The following is a 17,111-nucleotide window of genomic DNA, read 5'->3' as shown; positions in this document are numbered from 1 at the left end:
CGCGAGGCCACGCCGAAAGCCACCCGAGGAGGACGAGTTGAACGATCAGACTACGAGCCCAGCGCCCCGGCGGATCTTTCATCGACAAGCAGAGCCCGAAAGCCTTCCACGCGCTGCCGCAGACGTCGGAGGCGGTACCTACGGTCGCCGCCGAGGCGGGGGCTCGACCGCACCGTCGCGGCACTGATCAACCTGCGGGTGTCACAGCTGAACGGCTGCGCCTACTGTGTCGACCTGCACACCAAGGCGGCGCTGCGGGCGGCCAGTCGGCACAGCGACTGGGGGTACTGGCCGCATGGCGGGACACGGAAGTGTTCACCCAGGAGCAGCGCGCGGCTCTCGCGCCGGCCGAGGCGACGACGGACCCGAGGGACGGCGCCTCACAGGCGTCCGCCTATGAGGCGGCGCGGACGGTTCTGACCGCCGACCAGATCTCCGCGGCGATCTGGTTGGCGGTGACCATCAATGCGTTCAACCGGGTCTCGATCATGAGCAGGCATCCGGTGCGATGACCTCCTGCCATTTCGTTGACTCATCAACCGAACACCTCTAAGGTGCCTGTTGACGCAACAACCACTGGTCCTTCAACTGTCCCGGCAGGCGTGGCCGCATGGGAAGGAACCACGCCATGTACATCACCGCCGCCATACTCGGCGTGCCGCTCGCCCTGGTGACGTTGGCCTGGTCTCCGTGGCGACCGCCGTGACCCCCGGCCTGGCGATGTGAGCCCGGTCCCGGGTCATCTCCGCCCACCCCCGCGGCGGCCGGAGACGCCGACTCAGGACTGGTCCTCGTCCAGCTTGGCGACCACACGCTCGGAGATCTCCCCCAGCGTCCGCAGCTCGGCGGGAGTGACATGGTCGAGGAACAGCGAACGCACCGCCTCCACATGGAGCGGAGCAGCCGCCTCGATCGCCGCTCGTCCCGCCTCCGTGATCACCACGAAGGCGCCGCGGGCGTCCTCGAGACACTCCTCGCGCACCACCAGCCCACGTCCGGCCATCCGCGCGATGTGATGGGACATCCGGCTCTTCTCCCACTCCAGCTCCCGGGCCAGATCCTGGTAGCGCTGCCGCCCCTCCGGGACATCCGTCAGATGGACCAGCACCGCGAAGTCGGCAGCCGACAGTTTCGACTGCGTCTGCAGCAACCGGGCCAACCGGCCGCCGAGCTTCTCATGCAACCGGATAAAGCTCCGCCACGCGTGCTGCTCCTGGGGCGTCAACCACCGGACCGTCTCTTCTCCCATGGAGGAATTGTAATAGTCGTTGACGGATCACCTACTGACCGGAGCAACGAAGACCCCGGAGGCGCGGCCCGACCTGTCCTGCCCTGACTGTCCCGGGCCGCGCCTTCGGACCCGCGCTCAAGGCACCAGCGCCTGCACCGCCCAAGAGGCTGAAGCCTCGGTTCCAAGTGAGGGGTTGCTCGGCCCAGATGGTCTTGCCCATCTGAGCCCGTAGCGGCAGCCCCAGCGGGCGGTGAGCTGCGCCACCAGGAACGGCCTCGGCCACCGTCGTCGGTGGAACGGGCCCTGCGCAGGCGGGGCTGGGTCCCCCCGATGGTCCGCGAGATGCTCGCAGGCTGACGCCGTGAAGGGAGAAGACGACATGGACACCACGGACGTACGCACGGTCGGCATCCCGGGCGCGGGCAAGGTGGGCACCGTCCTCGCCCGCCTGCCCTGACGGCCGGCGACCGCGTTGATCGCCGAATCAGGGCGATCCCGACAAGATCGCTCTCACCATCGAAGTCCTCGTCCCCGGTGCGGTTCCGGTCACCGCAGAGGAGGCCGCGGCGAAGGCGGATGTCGCCATCCTGGCCCTCCCCCTCGGCAAGTACCGCAGTATTCCCCCGCGGCACTTGAGGGCAGTCTCGTCATCGACGCGATGAACTACTCGTGGGAGGTCGACGGCATCCGCGAGGACCTCAGCGACCCGCGCACCTCGGCGAGCGAGATCGTGCAGGAGTTCCTGTCCGGAGCGCGTGTGGTCAAGGCCTTCAACCACATGGGCTATCAGATCTGGAGGACGGGGCCCGGCCCGTCGGGACACGCGAACGCAAGGCGATCGCGGTCGCCGGTGACGATCCGGACGACCTGATGGCCGTCGCCCGCCTCGTCGACGACCTCGGCTTCGACCCCGTCATCGCGGGCTCCCTCGCCGCCGGAGTACGGCTCGAACCGGGCACCGAGCCTTTCGGCGCCAACGTCGACGCCGAGGGGCTGCGCGCGATGCTCGACCGCTTCCCGGATTCCGAGCGTGGACGGGTCGTCTCCGCCGCGCGGGCTGGTGCTGCGGCATCGGGCACGGACACGGCCTGACCCCTCGTAACGAGAGCATCCGGCCCTCGCCAGCCCAACAGTTGACGCGTCATCCTTTTTTTGTCTACGTTAGATGACACATCAATCACCACTTTGCGGAGCCCTTCAGAGGGACCGCACAAGCCGATCACAAGAGGTACCTGTGAACGTCGCCCTGTGGGCTGTCGCGGCCCTGCTCGCCCTCGTCTTCCTCGCCGCCGGCAGCAGCAAGCTCGCCCAGCCGAAGGAGAAGCTCCTCGCCTCCCCGTCCATGGGCTGGGCCGAGGACTTCTCCCCCGGGCTGATCAAGACGATCGGTCTGCTGGAGGTTCTCGCCGCGATCGGCCTGATCCTGCCCGCGGCGGTGGACATCGCCGCGGACCTGGTTCCGCTGGCCGCCTCCGGACTGGCACTGACCATGTTCGGCGCCGCGATCACGCACAGCCGCCGCGGCGAGGCCCAGTCGGTCGTCGTGAACGTGGTCCTTCTCGCGCTGTCCGTCTTCGTGGCCTGGGGCCGCTTCGGACCGCACTCCTTCTGACAGCAACCGAAAAGGACGGGAGAATCCCATGCCTGCGATCACCGTGGACGACGTATTGGTCCTGCCGCGCCTGCCGGAGCTCGATCCGGCGGGCACGGTCCACCGACCCGTCCGTCGCCTGGCGACGGCACAGCACGGCTTCGAGGGTGAGGGCTTCCCCGTACGGCGCGCCTTCGCCGGGGTGCCGATGCCGGAGCTGGATCCCTTCGTGCACATGGACCATGTGGGCAAGGTCGAGCAGGCGCCGGGAGAACCCATGGGCACTCCCTGGCATCCGCACCGCGGTTTCGAGACCGTCACCTACCTCATCGACGGCGCCATCGAGCACCAGGACTCCAACGGCGGCGGCGGACAGCTCTCCGACGGCGACACCCAGTGGATGACCGCGGGCGCCGGGATCCTGCACATCGAGCAGCCTCCGGAGCGTCTCGTCATGAGCGGCGGGACCTTCCACGGCGTGCAGCTGTGGGTCAACCTGCCGCGGGCGAAGAAGATGAGCCCACCCCGCTACCAGGACATCCGCGGCAAGCACACCGGACTGCTCACCACGCCCGACGGCGGCGCCCTGATCCGGGTGATCGCCGGGGACATCGCCGGCCACTCCGGCCCGGGCGTGACCCACACCCCGATCACCGTCGCCCACCTCACCGTCGAACCCGGCGCCCAGGTCGACCTGCCGTGGAACCCGGCCTACAACGCGCTGGTCTACGTTCTGGCGGGCCACGGAACGCTCGGCAGCGACGCCCACTCGATCCAGGAAGGCCGACTCGCCGTCTTCGGAGCGGGTGACGCCCTGCGCCTGACCGCCGACCGCGTCCAGGAGTCCCGCTCCCCCAAGCTGGAGCTCTTCGTCCTGGGCGGCCTGCCCATCCGCGAACCCGTCGTCCAGTACGGCCCGTTCGTGATGAACACCCCTGAAGAGGTCCAGCAGGCCTTCGAGGACTACCAGGCGGGCCGCCTCGGCGTGATCCCCGCCCGGCACCTCCCTCACACTTCCTGAACATCCATTTCAGAGCCCACAACCAGGAACACGGTTTAAGGACACTCATGACCAGGATCGGCATCATCCTCGGCAGCACCCGCCCGAACCGCAACGGCGAGCAGGTCGCCAAGTGGGTCTACGACATCGCCTCTCAGCGCAGCGACGCCGAGTTCGAGCTCGTCGACCTGCGCGACTACCCGCTGCCGCACCTGGACGAGCCGCTGCCCCCGTCGATGGGCCAGTACCAGGGCGAGCACACGAAGAAGTGGGCGGAGAAGATCGCCTCCTTCGACGGGTTCGTCTTCGTCACCCCGGAGTACAACCACAGCACCTCCGGTGTGCTCAAGAACGCCATCGACTACCTGTACACGGAGTGGAACAACAAGGCGGTCGGCTTCGTGTCCTACGGCGGTGTCGGCGGCGCCCGCGCCGTGGAGCACCTGCGGCTGGTCGTCGGTGAGCTGCAGATGGCCGACGTGCGCCAGCAGGTGGCGTTGTCGCTGATGACCGAGTTCGAGAACTTCAGCGTCCTCAAGCCCGGCGAGTACAACGTGCAGGCCCTCGACACCCTGCTCGACCAGGTCGTCGCCTGGAGCGGGGCCCTCGCGCCGCTCCGCGCCGCGACGGCGAACGCGACCGCCTGAGTCCTCCGGGGCACAGCCCCTCCCGATGCCGGGCCCGGTGTCACCGGGCCCGGCATCGGAATGTGGCTTGCGCCGAGCAGGACGCTGCGGCGCCGTATGCCTAAGGGCTCCGTCGGGTTGGTGTCGGTCATTGCGGGTTCCCTTGGCCGGTGGGATGTCCGTACCTCTGGGCGACAGGAGCATGAGCACCTGTAGGTCGCCGTCCGCATCGACGAGGTTGCCGCCGCACCGGAATCCCGTAGGTGACCGAGTGATGCCGCGCACACAGGCCCGGAGCCGCGACGTGGCGCGTGTTAGCGTCCGGCCGTGATCTTCCCGGCTCTGGACACACCCGCACCCGGCGGCGCAGCAACAAGGGGCGGTCCGGCGGTGGGCCCCGGATCCGCCGGCACCCGTGACCCGCTCGGCCTGCTCGACCTGTTCGGTGACTCCTTCGTCCGCGATCCCTACCCCTGGCTGGACCTCCTGAGGTCCGAGTCTCCGGTGCACCACGACCCCGTCACGGGGCTCTGGCTGGTCAGCCGCCACCAAGACGTGCGCCAGGTACTGCTGGACCCGGACGCCTTCCTCCCGGACAACGCCCAGGACGCCGTCACCCCGCTGCCCGTCCCCGTGCTGCGGGTCCTCGTCCGGGCCGGCTTCACCCTTCCTCCAGCGCTCGCCAACAACGGCGGCCCGAGCCATCCCGGGCTGCGCCGAGTGGTCACCCGGTTCTTCAACGCACGGCGTGTCGCAGCTGCCGAACCGGTGATCGAGCGCATCGCGGGTGAGCTGCTGGAAGCGGTGCGGTCGCAGCTCGACTCGACCGGCGCTTGCGATCTGTTCACCTCGTTCGCCCAGGTCCTGCCGTGCAGGGTGCTGATGGAGCTCCTCGGCATCCGGGGCGTCGACCCGGCCACGCTCATCCGCTGGAGCGACGCCTCGCTGGAGCTGTTCTGGGGCAGGCCCACGCTCGAACGGCAACTGGAGCTGGCCGAGCTCGTCGCGGCCTTCCACCAGTGGCTCACCGAGACCGTGCGCAGCGGCACAGCCCCGGCCGACTCCTTCATCGGGGCACTGGCCCGCCACCGCCTGCCCGACGGCAGGCCGCTGGACGTCGGGACCGCGGTCGGCGCGTGCTTCTTCGTCTTCATCGCCGGACAGTCCACCACCGGACAGCTCATCGCCACGGTGCTGCGCCGGGCGCTGACCGAGCCCGGCATGTGGTCGCGCGTCGCCGGGGAAGCGGGCCTGGCCGAGGCCTGGGTGGAAGAGACCCTGCGGCGCGAGCCGCCGGTGACCACCTGGCGCAGGGTCACCGCGCGGGACACGGAACTCGGCGGGGTGCGACTGCCGGCGGGCGCACAGCTGCTGCTGATGCTTCTGGGCAGCGGATCCGACCCGGAGGTCTTCCCGCACCCGGAACGGATGTGCCCGCACCGCGAGAACATCCGCCACCACCTGGCCTTCGGCGTCGGCCGCCACCGCTGCCCCGGCGCGTCCCTGGCACGCACAGAAGCAGCGGTGGCATTGCGCGCGGCAGCCCGCGCCCATCCGGACGTCCGGACTGTAGCCGAGGCGGCGAAACCGCCGATGCTCGGGCTGTTGTCCTTCAGGGCACCCCTGAAGGTGGCAGTGGAACGGGCGTGAACGTCAGACGAACACGCGCACGTCCCATGCGCCCAGCTGCAACTCGGTGCCCGCAGGGACCCCGTCGTCGCTGAGGACGTCGGGCAGCTCCACCGGTGCGCCGACGCGGACCGGCTCCCAGCTGCAGTTGTGGACCACATGGACGCGGCGGCCGTCGGCACGCGTACCCGTGGTCACGGTCACGGATGCCCGGGATATCGCCCCAGCCGTGGCGGGCGGTGGGTGCCAGCCAGGCGGCCAGCGCGCGGGCGAGGGTGCGGCCGGGCACGGTGCCGACGTCGAAGCGCATCGACACAAACCCCCTGCTCCAGACCCTGTGTGAGCGGTCGCGGCGAACCTTGCCTGCGGAATCGTCTGTGTGACACAGTTCTTGTTTCGCTGAGCTCGTGTCATTACCTTCGCCCCAGCAATTGAAGCGCTTCGACACCAGGGCGGGACAAGGGTCGAGCCATGACGAGAGAGTTGAGCCGCTGTCCGCCTGCGGGTGCCCTCAAGGGCTGACCTTGACGCTGCCCACCGGCCTGCCGCGCCCGCATCACCGATCAACCGACGAAAGGACAGGGGTGTCCCATCAGCACCGGACGGACGGAACGTTCGCCAACCCCGTGATCCCCGGCTTCCACCCCGACCCCAGCATCTGCCGCGCCGGGGACGACTACTACCTCGCGTGCTCCAGCTTCGAGTACTTCCCCGGCGTCCCGATCTTCCACAGCCGGGACCTGGTGCACTGGACGCAGATCGGCAACGTCCTGGACAGGCTGAGCCAGCTGCGCCTGCCGCTCGACACGCCCTCCTCCGCCGGGATCTACGCGCCCACCCTGCGCCACCACGACGGCCGGTTCTGGCTGATCACCACGAACGTGAACGACGGCGGCAACCTGCTGTTCACCGCCACCGACCCGGCCGGGCCCTGGTCCGACCCGATCCGGCTGCCCGACGTCCACGGCATCGATCCGGATCTCGCCTGGGACGACGAGAGCAACTGCTGGTGCACCACCGCGGGTGTCGGGCAGATCCGCATCGATCCGCGCACCGGGCAGTCGTTCGGGCCGCAACGACGGCTGTGGTCCGGCACGCCCGGTGCCAAGGCCCCGGAGGCACCGCATCTGTACCGGATCGGCGAGTACTGGTACCTGCTCATCGCCGAGGGCGGCACCGAGCGCGGCCACGGCGTCTCCGTCGCCCGCGGCCGTACACCGAACGGTCCCTTCGAGCCGTGCCCGGCCAACCCGATCCTGACGCACCGCGGCACCGATCACCCGGTCCAGAACACCGGCCACGCCGACCTGGTGCAGGCCCCCGACGGTACGTGGTGGATGGTGCTGCTCGGGGTACGCCCGCGCGGCGGCACCCCGGGCTGGCACGTCCTCGGCCGTGAGACGTTCCTGGCACCGGTGAGCTGGGCGGACGGCTGGCCGGTCGTCGGCGAGCCGGCACCCGTCATGGCTGCCCCCGCCTGGCCGCTGGCACCCGGGCCCGCCGAGGCGTCCCGGGACGACTTCGACCTCAGCGAGCTGCGGCCGTCCTGGGTCTCGCCGCGCAGCCGTCCCACCGAGCACTGCACCACCGAGGAGCGGGCCGGATGGCTGACGCTCCGGGCCCGCGGCGGCTCCTTGGACGATCCCGACGTGATGTTCGTCGGCCGGCGCCAACGGCACCTGTCGTGCCGGGCGAGCACACTGATCGACCCGGGGCAGGGACGCGGCGGTCTCGCCGTACACCTCGACGAGCGGCGCCGAGTTCGCCGTTCACTACGAGGACGGGCGGAATGCCGTGGTGGGCGGCGGACTGCGGGTCGGCACAGGCGTCAGTGTCGTCCAGCAAACCATCACCGGTCGGTCCTGCCCGGCCGGTGATGGTCCGCAGGGGCGAGGCGCGAAGAGTCAGCGCCCCACCCCTGCCCCAGGTCTGGTCAACGTGCGGTGGCGGTGGCCCGGATCCTGGCCGTGTCCCACATCAGCGGCGTGTCGTCGAACACCACGGCGACCCTGACCTGCGTCCCGGCCGCCAGGCTCGCCGGAAGCGTCACACTGCCCCTCTGGTCCTCGTCGAAGGAGACCTGGCCGAGATCCGTGACCTTGCCGTCGGCCGCGACCACGTAGACCTGGCCGGTCTTGTTCGCGTGCAGGGCCGTGCCCGCGGGGTCCGAGGCGGCGGCGTTCAGCGACACGGTGGCCTTCTTCCCGACGCTGCTCGGGATCAGGCGCTTCGACCGCCGGTCCTTCGTCAGCTCCGCGGAGGTCGGCGCCTGCTGGACGAGCTCCCACTCCTGCGAGCCGTCCCCGACCGCGTTCTGGAGGGTGAGCGGCGCTCCGGCGGACGCACCGGTCAGGTACACGTTGGTGTTCTTGGCCGCCTGGAACTTGTAGTAGCCGTCGTCGGTCTTGATGAGGTTCCACAGGCCGGCAGGCGTGTCGTCGACCCACTGAGCGATCCGCTGGCCGACTGTCGGATGCGCCGTCCAGATGCCGGCGGCACGGCCACCCGACTTGTTCAGCAGCGTCTTGGCGCCATCGGCCTTGGTGACCAGGTGCCAGTACTGCGTGTCCTTGTTCGGCGCAGAGCCGGCGTCCTCCAGGCGGACGTCGGGAACGTCCCGGTTGCCGATGTTGGCGTCGTTGGTCTTGTTCCCGGTGCCGATCACCTGGCCGGTCTTGCGGTTCACGAGCTGGTAGTAGGCGCCCTCCGAGTGGCCTTGGTCGACCTCGGCGTAGCGAAGCGTCGAGGTGTCCTGGTGGTTGAGGATCGAGATGCGGCCGGTGCCCTCGACGTACTGCAGGTTGCGGGTGTAGCCGGCCCGCGAGGTCGTCTGGTATTCCTTCCACACGCCGTCGCTGCGTCCGCTCTCGTTGACCCACACGTTGCCGCTGCCGTGGGCGTTGTAGACCAGGCGTCCGTCGGGGAGCCGGATGATGACCGGGCTGCCGTTCACCGCGAGGGGGCGGGAACCGGCGTCGACAGGCAGTGAGGTGACGGCGTGGCCCGCGGAGCCCTCGTAGAACTTCAGCGGGTCGTCGGCGATGGCGTACCTGACGTTGACTCCGCCGCCCCACCACTCGTATGTGAGGAGCCACTTGCCGTCCGTCGTCGGGACGACGTTCGTCATGCCCGGACGGCCGCCTCCGATCTCCGTCTTGCCGCCTCCCATGTCCCGGGGCAGTCCCGCGACGTCGAGGACGGGCTCGCTCCATTCCGCGCTGCGGCCGTCCCAGGTCTTGTGGACGAGGATCTGGCCGTGCGAATCCGTTGCCGTGTCGTTGTCCGGGTCGATCTTCGCCACGCCGGTGACCGGGTCGAAGCCGATGTAGTCGTTCTCGTCGGAGTAATAGCAGACGAGCTGGCCCTTGTGGACCATCAGGTACGGCTCCCAGAGGGGGTCGACCTGCTTGTACGTGTTCGCCTTGGCGACGTTCTGGCCGGTCGCGCCCGCGCTGCCGCCCTGCCAGCCGCCCGTCGCGATGACGTTTTCGATGTCCCACGTCTCGCCGTCGTCGGTGCTGGAGTACAGGGCCATCGCCATGTCACTGCGGTCGCCGTCATTGGACGGCGTCCAGTTCGGGTCGGCCGCCTTGTTCTCGAGGTAGTAGTGGTCGTCGCCCGTCACGACGCTCGCGAGGAGCAGCGTGCCCTTCTTCAGTTTGCCGACGTCCTGCGGAAGCGTGTAGAGGTACGGGGCTCCCCAGTTGCTCTTGTACTTCGCGTACTTGGGATCGCTGGAGATGTACGCCGGAGCCTTGACCTCCGACAGCGGCTGCCACGACGTTCCGTAGTCGTCGCTCTTGTAGATCGGCAGCGTCTCCCCGTCGGCGCTTCCCGTCTCAGGTACGACCGTGGCCTTCTCGAACGACGCGACGAGACGTCCGCTCTCCAGCTGCGCCGACTTCACATAGATCGCGCAGTTGCCCCGGCCCTTCAGGCACGGCTCGTTCCCGAGCTGGTACATGATCCCGCCGGTCGGGTTGTACGCCTGCGCACTCCCCATGGGTATCGCCAGCATGGCAGCCGCTGCGGCGAAAGTTCCCAGCACCTTCACCGACCTTGATCTGTACATACACACTCCGTATCCGCCCGACTTCTCAGTTATGACCGTGAAATCAGGCCTTCTTTTGATGTTGCGGTTACGTCTGCGCTACTGCTTGACGCCGCCGGTGGCGAGCCCGCTCTGCCAGTAGCGCTGGAGCAGGAGGAAGGCGATGACGAGCGGGACGATGGAGATCAGGGATCCCGTCACGACCAGCGGGAGCATGTCGCTGCTGGCGCCCGCGCCGCCGTTCTGGGCCTGGGCGGCCCAGGAGGAGAGCCCGACCGTGATGGGGTACAGGTTCGGGTCGTTGAGCATGATCAGCGGCAGGAAGTAGTTGTTCCAGGTCGCCACGAGGGTGAAGAGGATGACGGTCACCAGGCCCGGTGCCAGCAGCCTGAGGGCGATCCGGAAGAAGATCCGCGCCTCACCGGCCCCGTCGATGCGGGCGGCCTCCAGGAGGCTGTCCGGCACGGCGTCGGCCGCGTAGACGCGCATCAGGTAGAGGCCGAAGGGGTTGACGAGGGAGGGCAGGATGATCGCCCACGGGGTGTTGACCAGGCCCACCTTCGCGAAGAGGAGGTAGGTCGGGATCGCCAGGGCGGTGGCGGGGACCATGATGGCGCCGAGGACGAGGTTGAAGGCGGCGCGGTCGCCGCGGAAGCGGAACTTGGCGAAGCCGTATCCGGCGGCGGCTGCGAGCAGGGCGGCGCCGAGTGCGCTGACGACGGCGTAGACGGCCGTGTTGAGCAGCCAGTGGACGAAGACGCCGTCGTCCTGGGTGAAGGTCGCCTTGATGTTGGTCAGCAGCTGCGGGGCGCGGGAGAACCACAGGCCGAAGCTGTTGAAGAGGTCCTGGGTGTTCTTGGTGGCGGCGACCAGCAGCCAGAACAGCGGCAGCAGGAAGTAGGCCAGGGCGGCCAGCATGGCGATGGTCAGGGGGGTGCTGAGGCGGGCCTGACGCCGCCGCCTCTGCTGAGGGGCAGGACGTGTGGGTCCCGTCGTCGGCTCCATCCGGACCGTGGGAGTCGTGGTCGTCACGGGGTCCTCCTGCGGTTCGCGGTGAGCAGGACGGCGTAGGAGGCGATGACGATGACCAGGCCCAGGAGGAAGGAGACGGTGGCCGCGTAGTTGAGCTGGTTGCCGGTGAAGGCGAGGGTGTAGGCGTAGAGGTTGGCGGTGTAGGAGCTGCTGATGACGTCCGGGGCGATCTTCATCAGCAGGTTGGGTTCGTTGAAGAGCTGGAAGCTGCCGATCACGGAGAACAGCAGGGTCAGCAGGAGGGCGGGCCTGAGCGCGGGCAGTTTGATCGACCAGGCGATCCGCCAGGCGCCCGCCCCGTCCATCGCGGCCGCCTCGTACAGGTCGTGCGGGATGGTCCGCAGCGCCGCGTACAAAATGATCATGTTGTAGCCGACGAACTCCCAGGTCACGATGTTCGCCAGGCTGCCGAGCATCCAGCCCTCGGTGAGGAAGTGCGGGGCCGGCAGGTCCAGTTCGCGGCTGAGCTGGGCGAAGGGCCCGAAGTCCGGGCCGTACAGGTATCCCCACATGAGCGCGGCGACGACGCTCGGGACGGCGTACGGCACGAAGATGCCCAGCCGGATCACGCGGGCCAGCCGCAGCAGGCCGCTGTCGAGCGCGAGGGCGAAGAGCAGGGCCAGCAGCAGCATCAGCGGGACCTGGATGACGAAGAACAGCGCGACACGGCCGATCCCGTGGAGGAGGAGCGGGTCCTTCAGGGCGGTGACGTAGTTGTCGAGGCCGACGAAGACGTTGCCGCCGATGAGGCGTTGCTGGAAGAGGCTGAGATAGGCGGCGTAGCCGAGCGGGGCGAGGAAGAGGAGCAGGAACAGCACGAGGAACGGTGCGACGAACAGGGGGCCCGCCGCACCGCGGTGCACGCGTTTGTGGGCCTTGTGAGAGGCCACGGTGGTCATGATCAGGCTCCCTTGACGGTGAAGCCCTGGTTCTTGGCGTACGTCGTGATGCGCGACTGCCACTTGCCGAGCGCGGCGACGGTGTCGGACTTGTCGGCGAGGGACTTGCCGACGGTCTCGGTCCAGTCCGTGGCGACCTGGTCGAGGAACGGGGGCCACTGGAAGGAGGTGGAGACCGTGTCGCTGATGTCGGCGAAGAGCTGGTTGACCTTCTGGCCGCCGTAGAAGGCGGGCGCGTTGCCGGTGACATCCGGGTCCGCTAGCAAAGCCTTGGTGGCCGGGAAGAAGAACTGCTTGGTGGCGAACATCTTCGCGCTCTCGGGGTCGCCGTTGAGGAACTGCGCGAACATCGCCGCCGCGATCGGGTTCTTGGTCGATCTGATCACCGCGGTGGTGGAGCCACCCCAGTTACCCGAGGCGGGCTTGGCAGCGTCCCACTGCGGCAGCGGCGCCGCCCGCCACTTGCCCGCGGTGGCCTTGGACGATCCGGACAGGAAGGACGGGCCCCAGGCGGCGGTGAGCCAGGTGGCGTACTTGCCCTTGTTGAACCCGGCATACCAGCCGTCAGTGAAGTCCGGGTCGGTGCTGATGACGCCTTCCTTCGCGAGCCCGCCCCAGTAGTCGGCGAGCTTCTTGGAGACCGCGTCGTCGACGCTGACGGAGAGGTCGCTCTTGCCGGAGGTGGCGTACGGCTTCGCGCCCGCCTGCCACAGCAGGCCGTGCCAGGCGGCGGGCTCGTTCGCCGCGAGGTTGGTGAGGTAGACGCCGGGGTCCGCCTCGTGGAGCTTGCGCGCTGCCTCCGCGAACTCGTCCCAGGTCTGCGGCACTTGGATGCCGTGCTGGTCGAAGATGTCCTTGCGGTACAGCATGCCCATCGGGCCGGTGTCCTGCGGTATCGCCCAGACCTGGCCGTCGGGTCCGCTGACCTGCGCCCACGTCCAGTCGACGAACTGGTCCTGCAGCTCGGACGCGCCGTACGGGCGCAGGTCCAGCAGGCTGTCCGTGATGGTGAAGGTCGGCACCGCCTGGTACTCGATCTGCGCCAGGTCCGGGGCGCCGCGGCCGGCCTTGAGCGCGGTGCGCAACTTGGTGTAGTGGGCCACGCCCTGACCGGCGTTGACGACCTTGACCTTGATGGCCGGGTACTTCTTCTCGAACAGCGCGATCTCGTCCGCGATGTTCGGGACCCAGGTCCAGAACGTCAGCTCGGTCGGGGTCTGCATCGCCTTGTCGATGTCGGCCTGACTGACCGGCTGGGCGGAGGCGGACGAGCCGCCGGAGCCGCTGTCGTCGCTGCACGCGGCCAGCGCGGCGCCGAGCGACACGGCTCCGGTCGCGAACAGGAACCGCCGACGGCTCATGGAGGACGCGGAAAGGGAGGAACTGGGCATGGTGAACTCCCGCCGTTGGGCGTAGGGAACGGCACGCCTGGCGAGGGCGCGTCGCGCGGGTGGAAAGGAGCGGATGGAAGGAAGGAGGGGCGAGGTGCTGACATCGCTGCCGGGTATCGGATTCGCCCTGTTCGGCTGTGCGTCGCCTGGGCTGTGACCGGACGCGCCGTGCGCTCCGTACAGCTGACGTCCACGCTCGTGGAGAGGGCTGAAGAACGTGGGCGCGGGTGGGCTCGCCGCCCGGCCGTGAACGGATGGCGTTCGGCCGGGCGAGCGGCTTCAACTGGTGGTGGGTGGGCTGTCCGCCGCCGGAGGCGCGTGCGCCTCATCGAGGGACCGGGGGGCGGGGCCGCGACCCGCGCCCCGGGGTCTTGCGCATCGGCGGGGGTGCGGTCGAGGCACGCAGGACGAGTCCGACCGGCGGATCGTTCGACGGCGGCAGTTGCACGTCCGGTTTCTCGATGGCCTGTACCAGGAGCCGCAGTCCCTCGCACGCCACAGCGTCGTACGGCTGGCGCACCGTGGCAGCGGCGGGTTCACGAGGGCGGCGACGGGAATGTCGTCGAAGCCGACCACGCGCACGGCGTCGGGCACGCGCCGGCCGACATCCGTCAGCGCGCGGATCCGACCGAGGGCCAGGTCGTCGTCAGCGGCGAACACCGCGGTCACGTCACTGTCGCAGGCGAGTTCCCGGCCTGCCGCGTACCCCGGCGCTGCCGGCCAGTCGCCGACGAGCACGGGCGGCTGCTCCCGGCCGTGCGCGGTGAGGGCACCGCGCCGGCCCGCGAGGCGGTCCCGGGCGGCGAACCACCGCTGTTTCTCTGCTGGCTGACGGCCCGTCATATACCCGAGGTCCGACAGGTGCTCGGTCGCCACCCGTGCCAGCAGTGGGGCATCGACGCCGGTGGCCACCGCCCGAGTGCCGCCGAACGCCGCCGGTGGGCCCGGCACCGGGACCGACACGCCGACGCCGAGCGAGACCACTCCCTCGTCGATCGGTACGGAGACGACGATGCCGCCCACGCCCTGTTCCAGCAGCGACTCGACGGCGCCGGCAACGCCTCCTTGGTCGCCTTTGAACGTGCTGACCATCCGGAGCGCGTATCCCGCGTCACCTACGGCCCGGTCGATGCCGATCAGAAGCGACGCGGGCCCGTACAGGGCGGTGCCGAGCGCGACCACGCCGATGGTGCGGGTCCGCCCGGAGGCCAGTGCCCGGGCCGCGTTGTTCGACCGGTAGCCGAACCCCTCCGCCGCTTCGAGCACACGGCGGCGCACCTCGTCGGTGACGTAACGCTCCCCGTTGAGGACACTCCCCATCGTCTGCTGCGAGACGCCGGCCAACCGGGCCACGTCAACGCTGCGCGGCGCGGGGCGGCCACCCCGTCCTCCCCCTCGCGTCATTGGTGTCTCCCGGTGTCCGGCAGTCCGCATCCTGGCCACTCCAAGCCACTCAGCCATGGTCGGCGAGCCACACCCGGACGGGTATGATCGCGCGGTCATATCAACGCATCAGAACAGATCCCGTCAAGACTTCACACAACATCTCTGTGCACAGATCTCTCGGCCACCAGCGGCTCCGGGGCGGCCGCGGACCACGCACTCGTGTGCGCGACGAGCGACCGGGCGACCGGGCGCGGCAGGTTCCGGCATGACGAACAGACGGAGGCGCCGCGGGCGAGCAGGAGATCTCGACCGCCAATGAGACGGCCGACCACGAGCTGCCCCTGGCATTGGCGGTTGCAGGGTGGGGCGAACCGGTTGGAATACATCCTGGGCCGGAAGATCGAGGAGACCTGCGGGATCAGTCACCTCGTGCACGAGGTTCTGCTGATTCTTGCCATACCTGCTGCGGCTGGTCACACGGTTCCTCCGGGACGCTGGCCCGAGATCGCCCGGCGCGGCCTGCGAGCGGTAGGGCATCCCGGTGCTCGCGGACTGTGCCTACCTGGGCGCCGCTCCTTGGTTGCCGACACGGTCAGGTGATCTCCGGGCGGCAACGTGTGGCTGACCCAGCGCACAGTCCTGGCGCATCTTCCGCAGAACCCTCCGGAGCTCCAATGGAATGTCGTCAATCGGCGCCCGCAGGAATTACCCGGAGGTCTCTTGACGTAAGTCCTGCGGATGCGTAGACATGACCGCGCGGTCACAAGTCGATCTCGAACGACGCAGAAACTCGGCCATCAGGAGACGTCATGACACCAGGGGCGGGGCGGAACGCGGACTCGCCCGCGCCGCGCAGTGCGGACGTGGCCCGACTGGCCGGGGTTTCACGCAAGACGGTCTCACGGGTCCTCAACAACGAGCCCTACGTCTCCGACGAAGCCCGCCGACGTGTCCTGGCAGCCGCCGACGAACTGGGTTACCGGCTCAACCACGCCGCCCGCGCACTGGCCTCCGGACGCACCCACTCCATCGGAGTCGTCGCTCTGGGCACAGCCGGATACGGCACCGCCTCCCTCCTCGTCCACATCGAGCACGCCGTACGCGACGCCGGATACGCACTGCGCATGATCAACACCCCCGACGGCGACCCCAAACGCATCGCCGGCGCAGTGGAGACACTTCTCGAACAGGGCGTCGACGCAGTCGTCGTCTCCGAACCCGTCGTGGAAGGAGAAGTCTCCCTGCGCGTCGACGTGCCAGTCCTCTTCCTGGGAGCACCGCCCGCCTTCACCGCCGCCCGCACACTGAGCGTGGGCGTGGCCGCCCACCAGCTGGCACGGACCGCCACCGAACACCTCCTGGACCTGGGACACCCGACCGTCCACCACGTCGCCGGACCACAAGGGTGGTACGCCGCCAAGGACCGCCTAGAAGGATGGCGGGCCGCGCTGGCGGCACGCGGCGCGCACGAACCTCCCGTCATCGAGGGCGACTGGTCACCCGAATCCGGGTACGCCGCGGGACGCGAGCTTGCCTCGGACCCTGACCTGACCGCAGTGTTCGCGGCGGGCGACGAGATGGCCATCGGCCTCATCCACGCCCTGCGAGACGCCGGACGCCGCGTGCCCGAGGACGTCAGCGTCGTCGGATTCGACGGCAACCCGGTCTTCGCCTACGTCACCCCTCCACTGACCACCGTCCGCCAGCCCTTCCAGGCCGCAGCACGGGAAGGCATCCGCCAGCTCGTGCACGCCATCGAGAAACCGGACACCGACCTGCCACCGGCGAGCGACCCACCCGTCGAACTCGTCGTCCGCGGCTCAACCGCACCCCCACCGCCCCATCAGGGCTAACCAGCAGCACCCACCCCTCAACACCACCAACACCACCAACACCACTGTCCAGCAGTGGCGCCTCCCCCTGCACTCTCCGGCTACTTCAGGATCTTCGACATCGCCGGCGGCAAGGTCCTCGGCGGCGAGACCAGTCCAGGGCCGATGGGGCGAGAATCCAGATGGTCGCTGCTTTCCGCCTGCCTCTTGGCTCGTCCCAGGGCTCGGCCGGGCGTGCGGTGGAAGTGCGGGGGCTGTTCCGTTCCCGCACCTCCACCGCTGGGGCTGCTCAGCCCGACCGCGTGGTGGCCGCTGGCATCAGGACACCTGGACGACCTAGCGGCGCCGTTGGCAGTCGACGCTCCGGCGACCTGGAGGCACTGCCGCTGTCGACGTTGGTGAAGGTGCCGTAGCCGCCGATCAATGCTGTCCTCGTCCCCTTC

At 69.2% G+C, this 17,111-nt stretch carries 16 protein-coding genes and 2 pseudogenes; 11 read left to right on the top strand and 7 right to left on the bottom strand.

The window, feature by feature from the left end; all coding sequences use genetic code 11:
• Positions 1-44: 44 nt before the first annotated feature.
• Positions 45-512, top strand: a pseudogene (locus ACFPZJ_RS34805) (carboxymuconolactone decarboxylase family protein).
• A gap of 266 nt (positions 513-778) precedes the next feature.
• Here the strand turns inward: ACFPZJ_RS34805 and ACFPZJ_RS34800 are convergent.
• A complete protein-coding gene (locus tag ACFPZJ_RS34800) occupies positions 779-1,249 on the bottom strand; it encodes a MarR family winged helix-turn-helix transcriptional regulator (protein WP_381030196.1) in 471 nt (156 codons plus the stop codon).
• A 485-nt stretch (positions 1,250-1,734) separates the two neighbouring features.
• Here ACFPZJ_RS34800 and ACFPZJ_RS34795 point away from each other — a divergent pair, with 485 nt between their 5' ends.
• The 7 genes from ACFPZJ_RS34795 to ACFPZJ_RS34765 all read left to right on the top strand — a co-directional run bounded on the left by ACFPZJ_RS34795 (position 1,735) and on the right by ACFPZJ_RS34765 (position 6,098).
• Positions 1,735-1,893 carry a hypothetical protein gene (locus tag ACFPZJ_RS34795; protein ID WP_381030639.1) on the top strand — a complete coding sequence of 53 codons (159 nt, stop codon included), beginning with the start codon at positions 1,735-1,737 and terminating at the stop codon, positions 1,891-1,893.
• Entirely contained in the window at positions 1,890-2,102 is a 213-nt protein-coding gene (locus ACFPZJ_RS34790; protein WP_381030193.1) for an NAD(P)-binding domain-containing protein, read from the top strand. The genes ACFPZJ_RS34795 and ACFPZJ_RS34790 overlap by 4 nt, the downstream gene beginning before the upstream one ends.
• The gene (locus ACFPZJ_RS34785; protein WP_381030192.1) at positions 2,102-2,323 is read left to right on the top strand and encodes a hypothetical protein; all 222 of its coding nucleotides are present in this window, start codon (positions 2,102-2,104) and stop codon (positions 2,321-2,323) included. The genes ACFPZJ_RS34790 and ACFPZJ_RS34785 overlap by 1 nt, the downstream gene beginning before the upstream one ends.
• Positions 2,324-2,465: 142 nt before the next feature.
• A complete protein-coding gene (locus tag ACFPZJ_RS34780; protein ID WP_381030189.1) occupies positions 2,466-2,843 on the top strand; it encodes a DoxX family protein in 378 nt (125 codons plus the stop codon).
• A gap of 28 nt (positions 2,844-2,871) precedes the next feature.
• Positions 2,872-3,843 (top strand): pirin family protein, encoded by a 972-nt coding sequence (locus ACFPZJ_RS34775; RefSeq protein ID WP_381030187.1) that lies wholly within the window; start codon positions 2,872-2,874, stop codon positions 3,841-3,843.
• 47 nt (positions 3,844-3,890) lie between these two features.
• Positions 3,891-4,469: an NADPH-dependent FMN reductase gene (locus ACFPZJ_RS34770; protein WP_381030184.1), complete on the top strand. Its 579-nt coding sequence runs from the start codon at positions 3,891-3,893 to the stop codon at positions 4,467-4,469.
• 306 nt (positions 4,470-4,775) lie between these two features.
• Positions 4,776-6,098 (top strand): cytochrome P450, encoded by a 1,323-nt coding sequence (locus ACFPZJ_RS34765; protein ID WP_381030181.1) that lies wholly within the window; start codon positions 4,776-4,778, stop codon positions 6,096-6,098.
• 3 nt (positions 6,099-6,101) lie between these two features.
• Here the strand turns inward: ACFPZJ_RS34765 and ACFPZJ_RS34760 are convergent, their stop codons facing one another.
• The gene (locus ACFPZJ_RS34760) at positions 6,102-6,281 is read right to left on the bottom strand and encodes a hypothetical protein (RefSeq protein ID WP_381030178.1); all 180 of its coding nucleotides are present in this window, start codon (positions 6,279-6,281) and stop codon (positions 6,102-6,104) included.
• Between the two features lie 380 nt (positions 6,282-6,661).
• Here ACFPZJ_RS34760 and ACFPZJ_RS34755 point away from each other — a divergent pair, with 380 nt between their 5' ends.
• Entirely contained in the window at positions 6,662-7,954 is a 1,293-nt protein-coding gene (locus ACFPZJ_RS34755) for a glycoside hydrolase family 43 protein (protein ID WP_381030176.1), read from the top strand.
• Positions 7,955-8,010: 56 nt separating this feature from the next.
• Here the strand turns inward: ACFPZJ_RS34755 and ACFPZJ_RS34750 are convergent, their stop codons facing one another.
• From ACFPZJ_RS34750 to ACFPZJ_RS34730, 5 genes are all read right to left on the bottom strand, one after another.
• Positions 8,011-10,080: an RICIN domain-containing protein gene (locus ACFPZJ_RS34750; RefSeq protein ID WP_417801340.1), complete on the bottom strand. Its 2,070-nt coding sequence runs from the start codon at positions 10,078-10,080 to the stop codon at positions 8,011-8,013.
• A 147-nt stretch (positions 10,081-10,227) separates the two neighbouring features.
• A complete protein-coding gene (locus ACFPZJ_RS34745; protein ID WP_381030174.1) occupies positions 10,228-11,160 on the bottom strand; it encodes a carbohydrate ABC transporter permease in 933 nt (310 codons plus the stop codon).
• Positions 11,157-12,059 (bottom strand): carbohydrate ABC transporter permease, encoded by a 903-nt coding sequence (locus ACFPZJ_RS34740; protein ID WP_381030171.1) that lies wholly within the window; start codon positions 12,057-12,059, stop codon positions 11,157-11,159. The genes ACFPZJ_RS34745 and ACFPZJ_RS34740 overlap by 4 nt, the downstream gene beginning before the upstream one ends.
• 2 nt (positions 12,060-12,061) lie before the next feature.
• Positions 12,062-13,450: an ABC transporter substrate-binding protein gene (locus tag ACFPZJ_RS34735; RefSeq protein ID WP_381030169.1), complete on the bottom strand. Its 1,389-nt coding sequence runs from the start codon at positions 13,448-13,450 to the stop codon at positions 12,062-12,064.
• A gap of 279 nt (positions 13,451-13,729) precedes the next feature.
• Positions 13,730-14,803, bottom strand: coding sequence for a LacI family DNA-binding transcriptional regulator (locus tag ACFPZJ_RS34730; RefSeq protein ID WP_381030166.1), 1,074 nt, complete (start codon positions 14,801-14,803; stop codon positions 13,730-13,732).
• A gap of 335 nt (positions 14,804-15,138) precedes the next feature.
• Between ACFPZJ_RS34730 and ACFPZJ_RS34725 the strand changes: the two are divergent.
• Both ACFPZJ_RS34725 and ACFPZJ_RS34720 read left to right on the top strand, forming a co-directional pair.
• Positions 15,139-15,289 (top strand): annotated as a pseudogene (locus ACFPZJ_RS34725) (MarR family winged helix-turn-helix transcriptional regulator); the annotation flags it as partial.
• Between the two features lie 356 nt (positions 15,290-15,645).
• The gene (locus ACFPZJ_RS34720) at positions 15,646-16,689 is read left to right on the top strand and encodes a LacI family DNA-binding transcriptional regulator (protein ID WP_381030163.1); all 1,044 of its coding nucleotides are present in this window, start codon (positions 15,646-15,648) and stop codon (positions 16,687-16,689) included.
• Positions 16,690-17,111 lie beyond the last annotated feature (422 nt).

This window comes from Streptomyces bullii, from assembly GCF_042657145.1.
Taxonomy (GTDB): domain Bacteria; phylum Actinomycetota; class Actinomycetes; order Streptomycetales; family Streptomycetaceae; genus Streptomyces; species Streptomyces bullii.
Note: the sequence above shows the minus strand (reverse complement) of the source record. Positions and strands in the feature narration are given on the sequence as shown.

Coding starts and splice junctions, on each gene's coding strand:
- ACFPZJ_RS34770 (WP_381030184.1), top strand. CDS start 3,891: ATGACCAGGATCGGCATCATCCTCGGCAGCACCCGCCCGAACCGCAAC.
- ACFPZJ_RS34785 (WP_381030192.1), top strand. CDS start 2,102: ATGGCCGTCGCCCGCCTCGTCGACGACCTCGGCTTCGACCCCGTCATC.
- ACFPZJ_RS34735 (WP_381030169.1), bottom strand. CDS start 13,450: ATGCCCAGTTCCTCCCTTTCCGCGTCCTCCATGAGCCGTCGGCGGTTC.
- ACFPZJ_RS34750 (WP_417801340.1), bottom strand. CDS start 10,080: ATGGGGAGTGCGCAGGCGTACAACCCGACCGGCGGGATCATGTACCAG.
- ACFPZJ_RS34740 (WP_381030171.1), bottom strand. CDS start 12,059: ATGACCACCGTGGCCTCTCACAAGGCCCACAAACGCGTGCACCGCGGT.
- ACFPZJ_RS34775 (WP_381030187.1), top strand. CDS start 2,872: ATGCCTGCGATCACCGTGGACGACGTATTGGTCCTGCCGCGCCTGCCG.
- ACFPZJ_RS34800 (WP_381030196.1), bottom strand. CDS start 1,249: ATGGGAGAAGAGACGGTCCGGTGGTTGACGCCCCAGGAGCAGCACGCG.
- ACFPZJ_RS34790 (WP_381030193.1), top strand. CDS start 1,890: ATGAACTACTCGTGGGAGGTCGACGGCATCCGCGAGGACCTCAGCGAC.
- ACFPZJ_RS34720 (WP_381030163.1), top strand. CDS start 15,646: ATGACACCAGGGGCGGGGCGGAACGCGGACTCGCCCGCGCCGCGCAGT.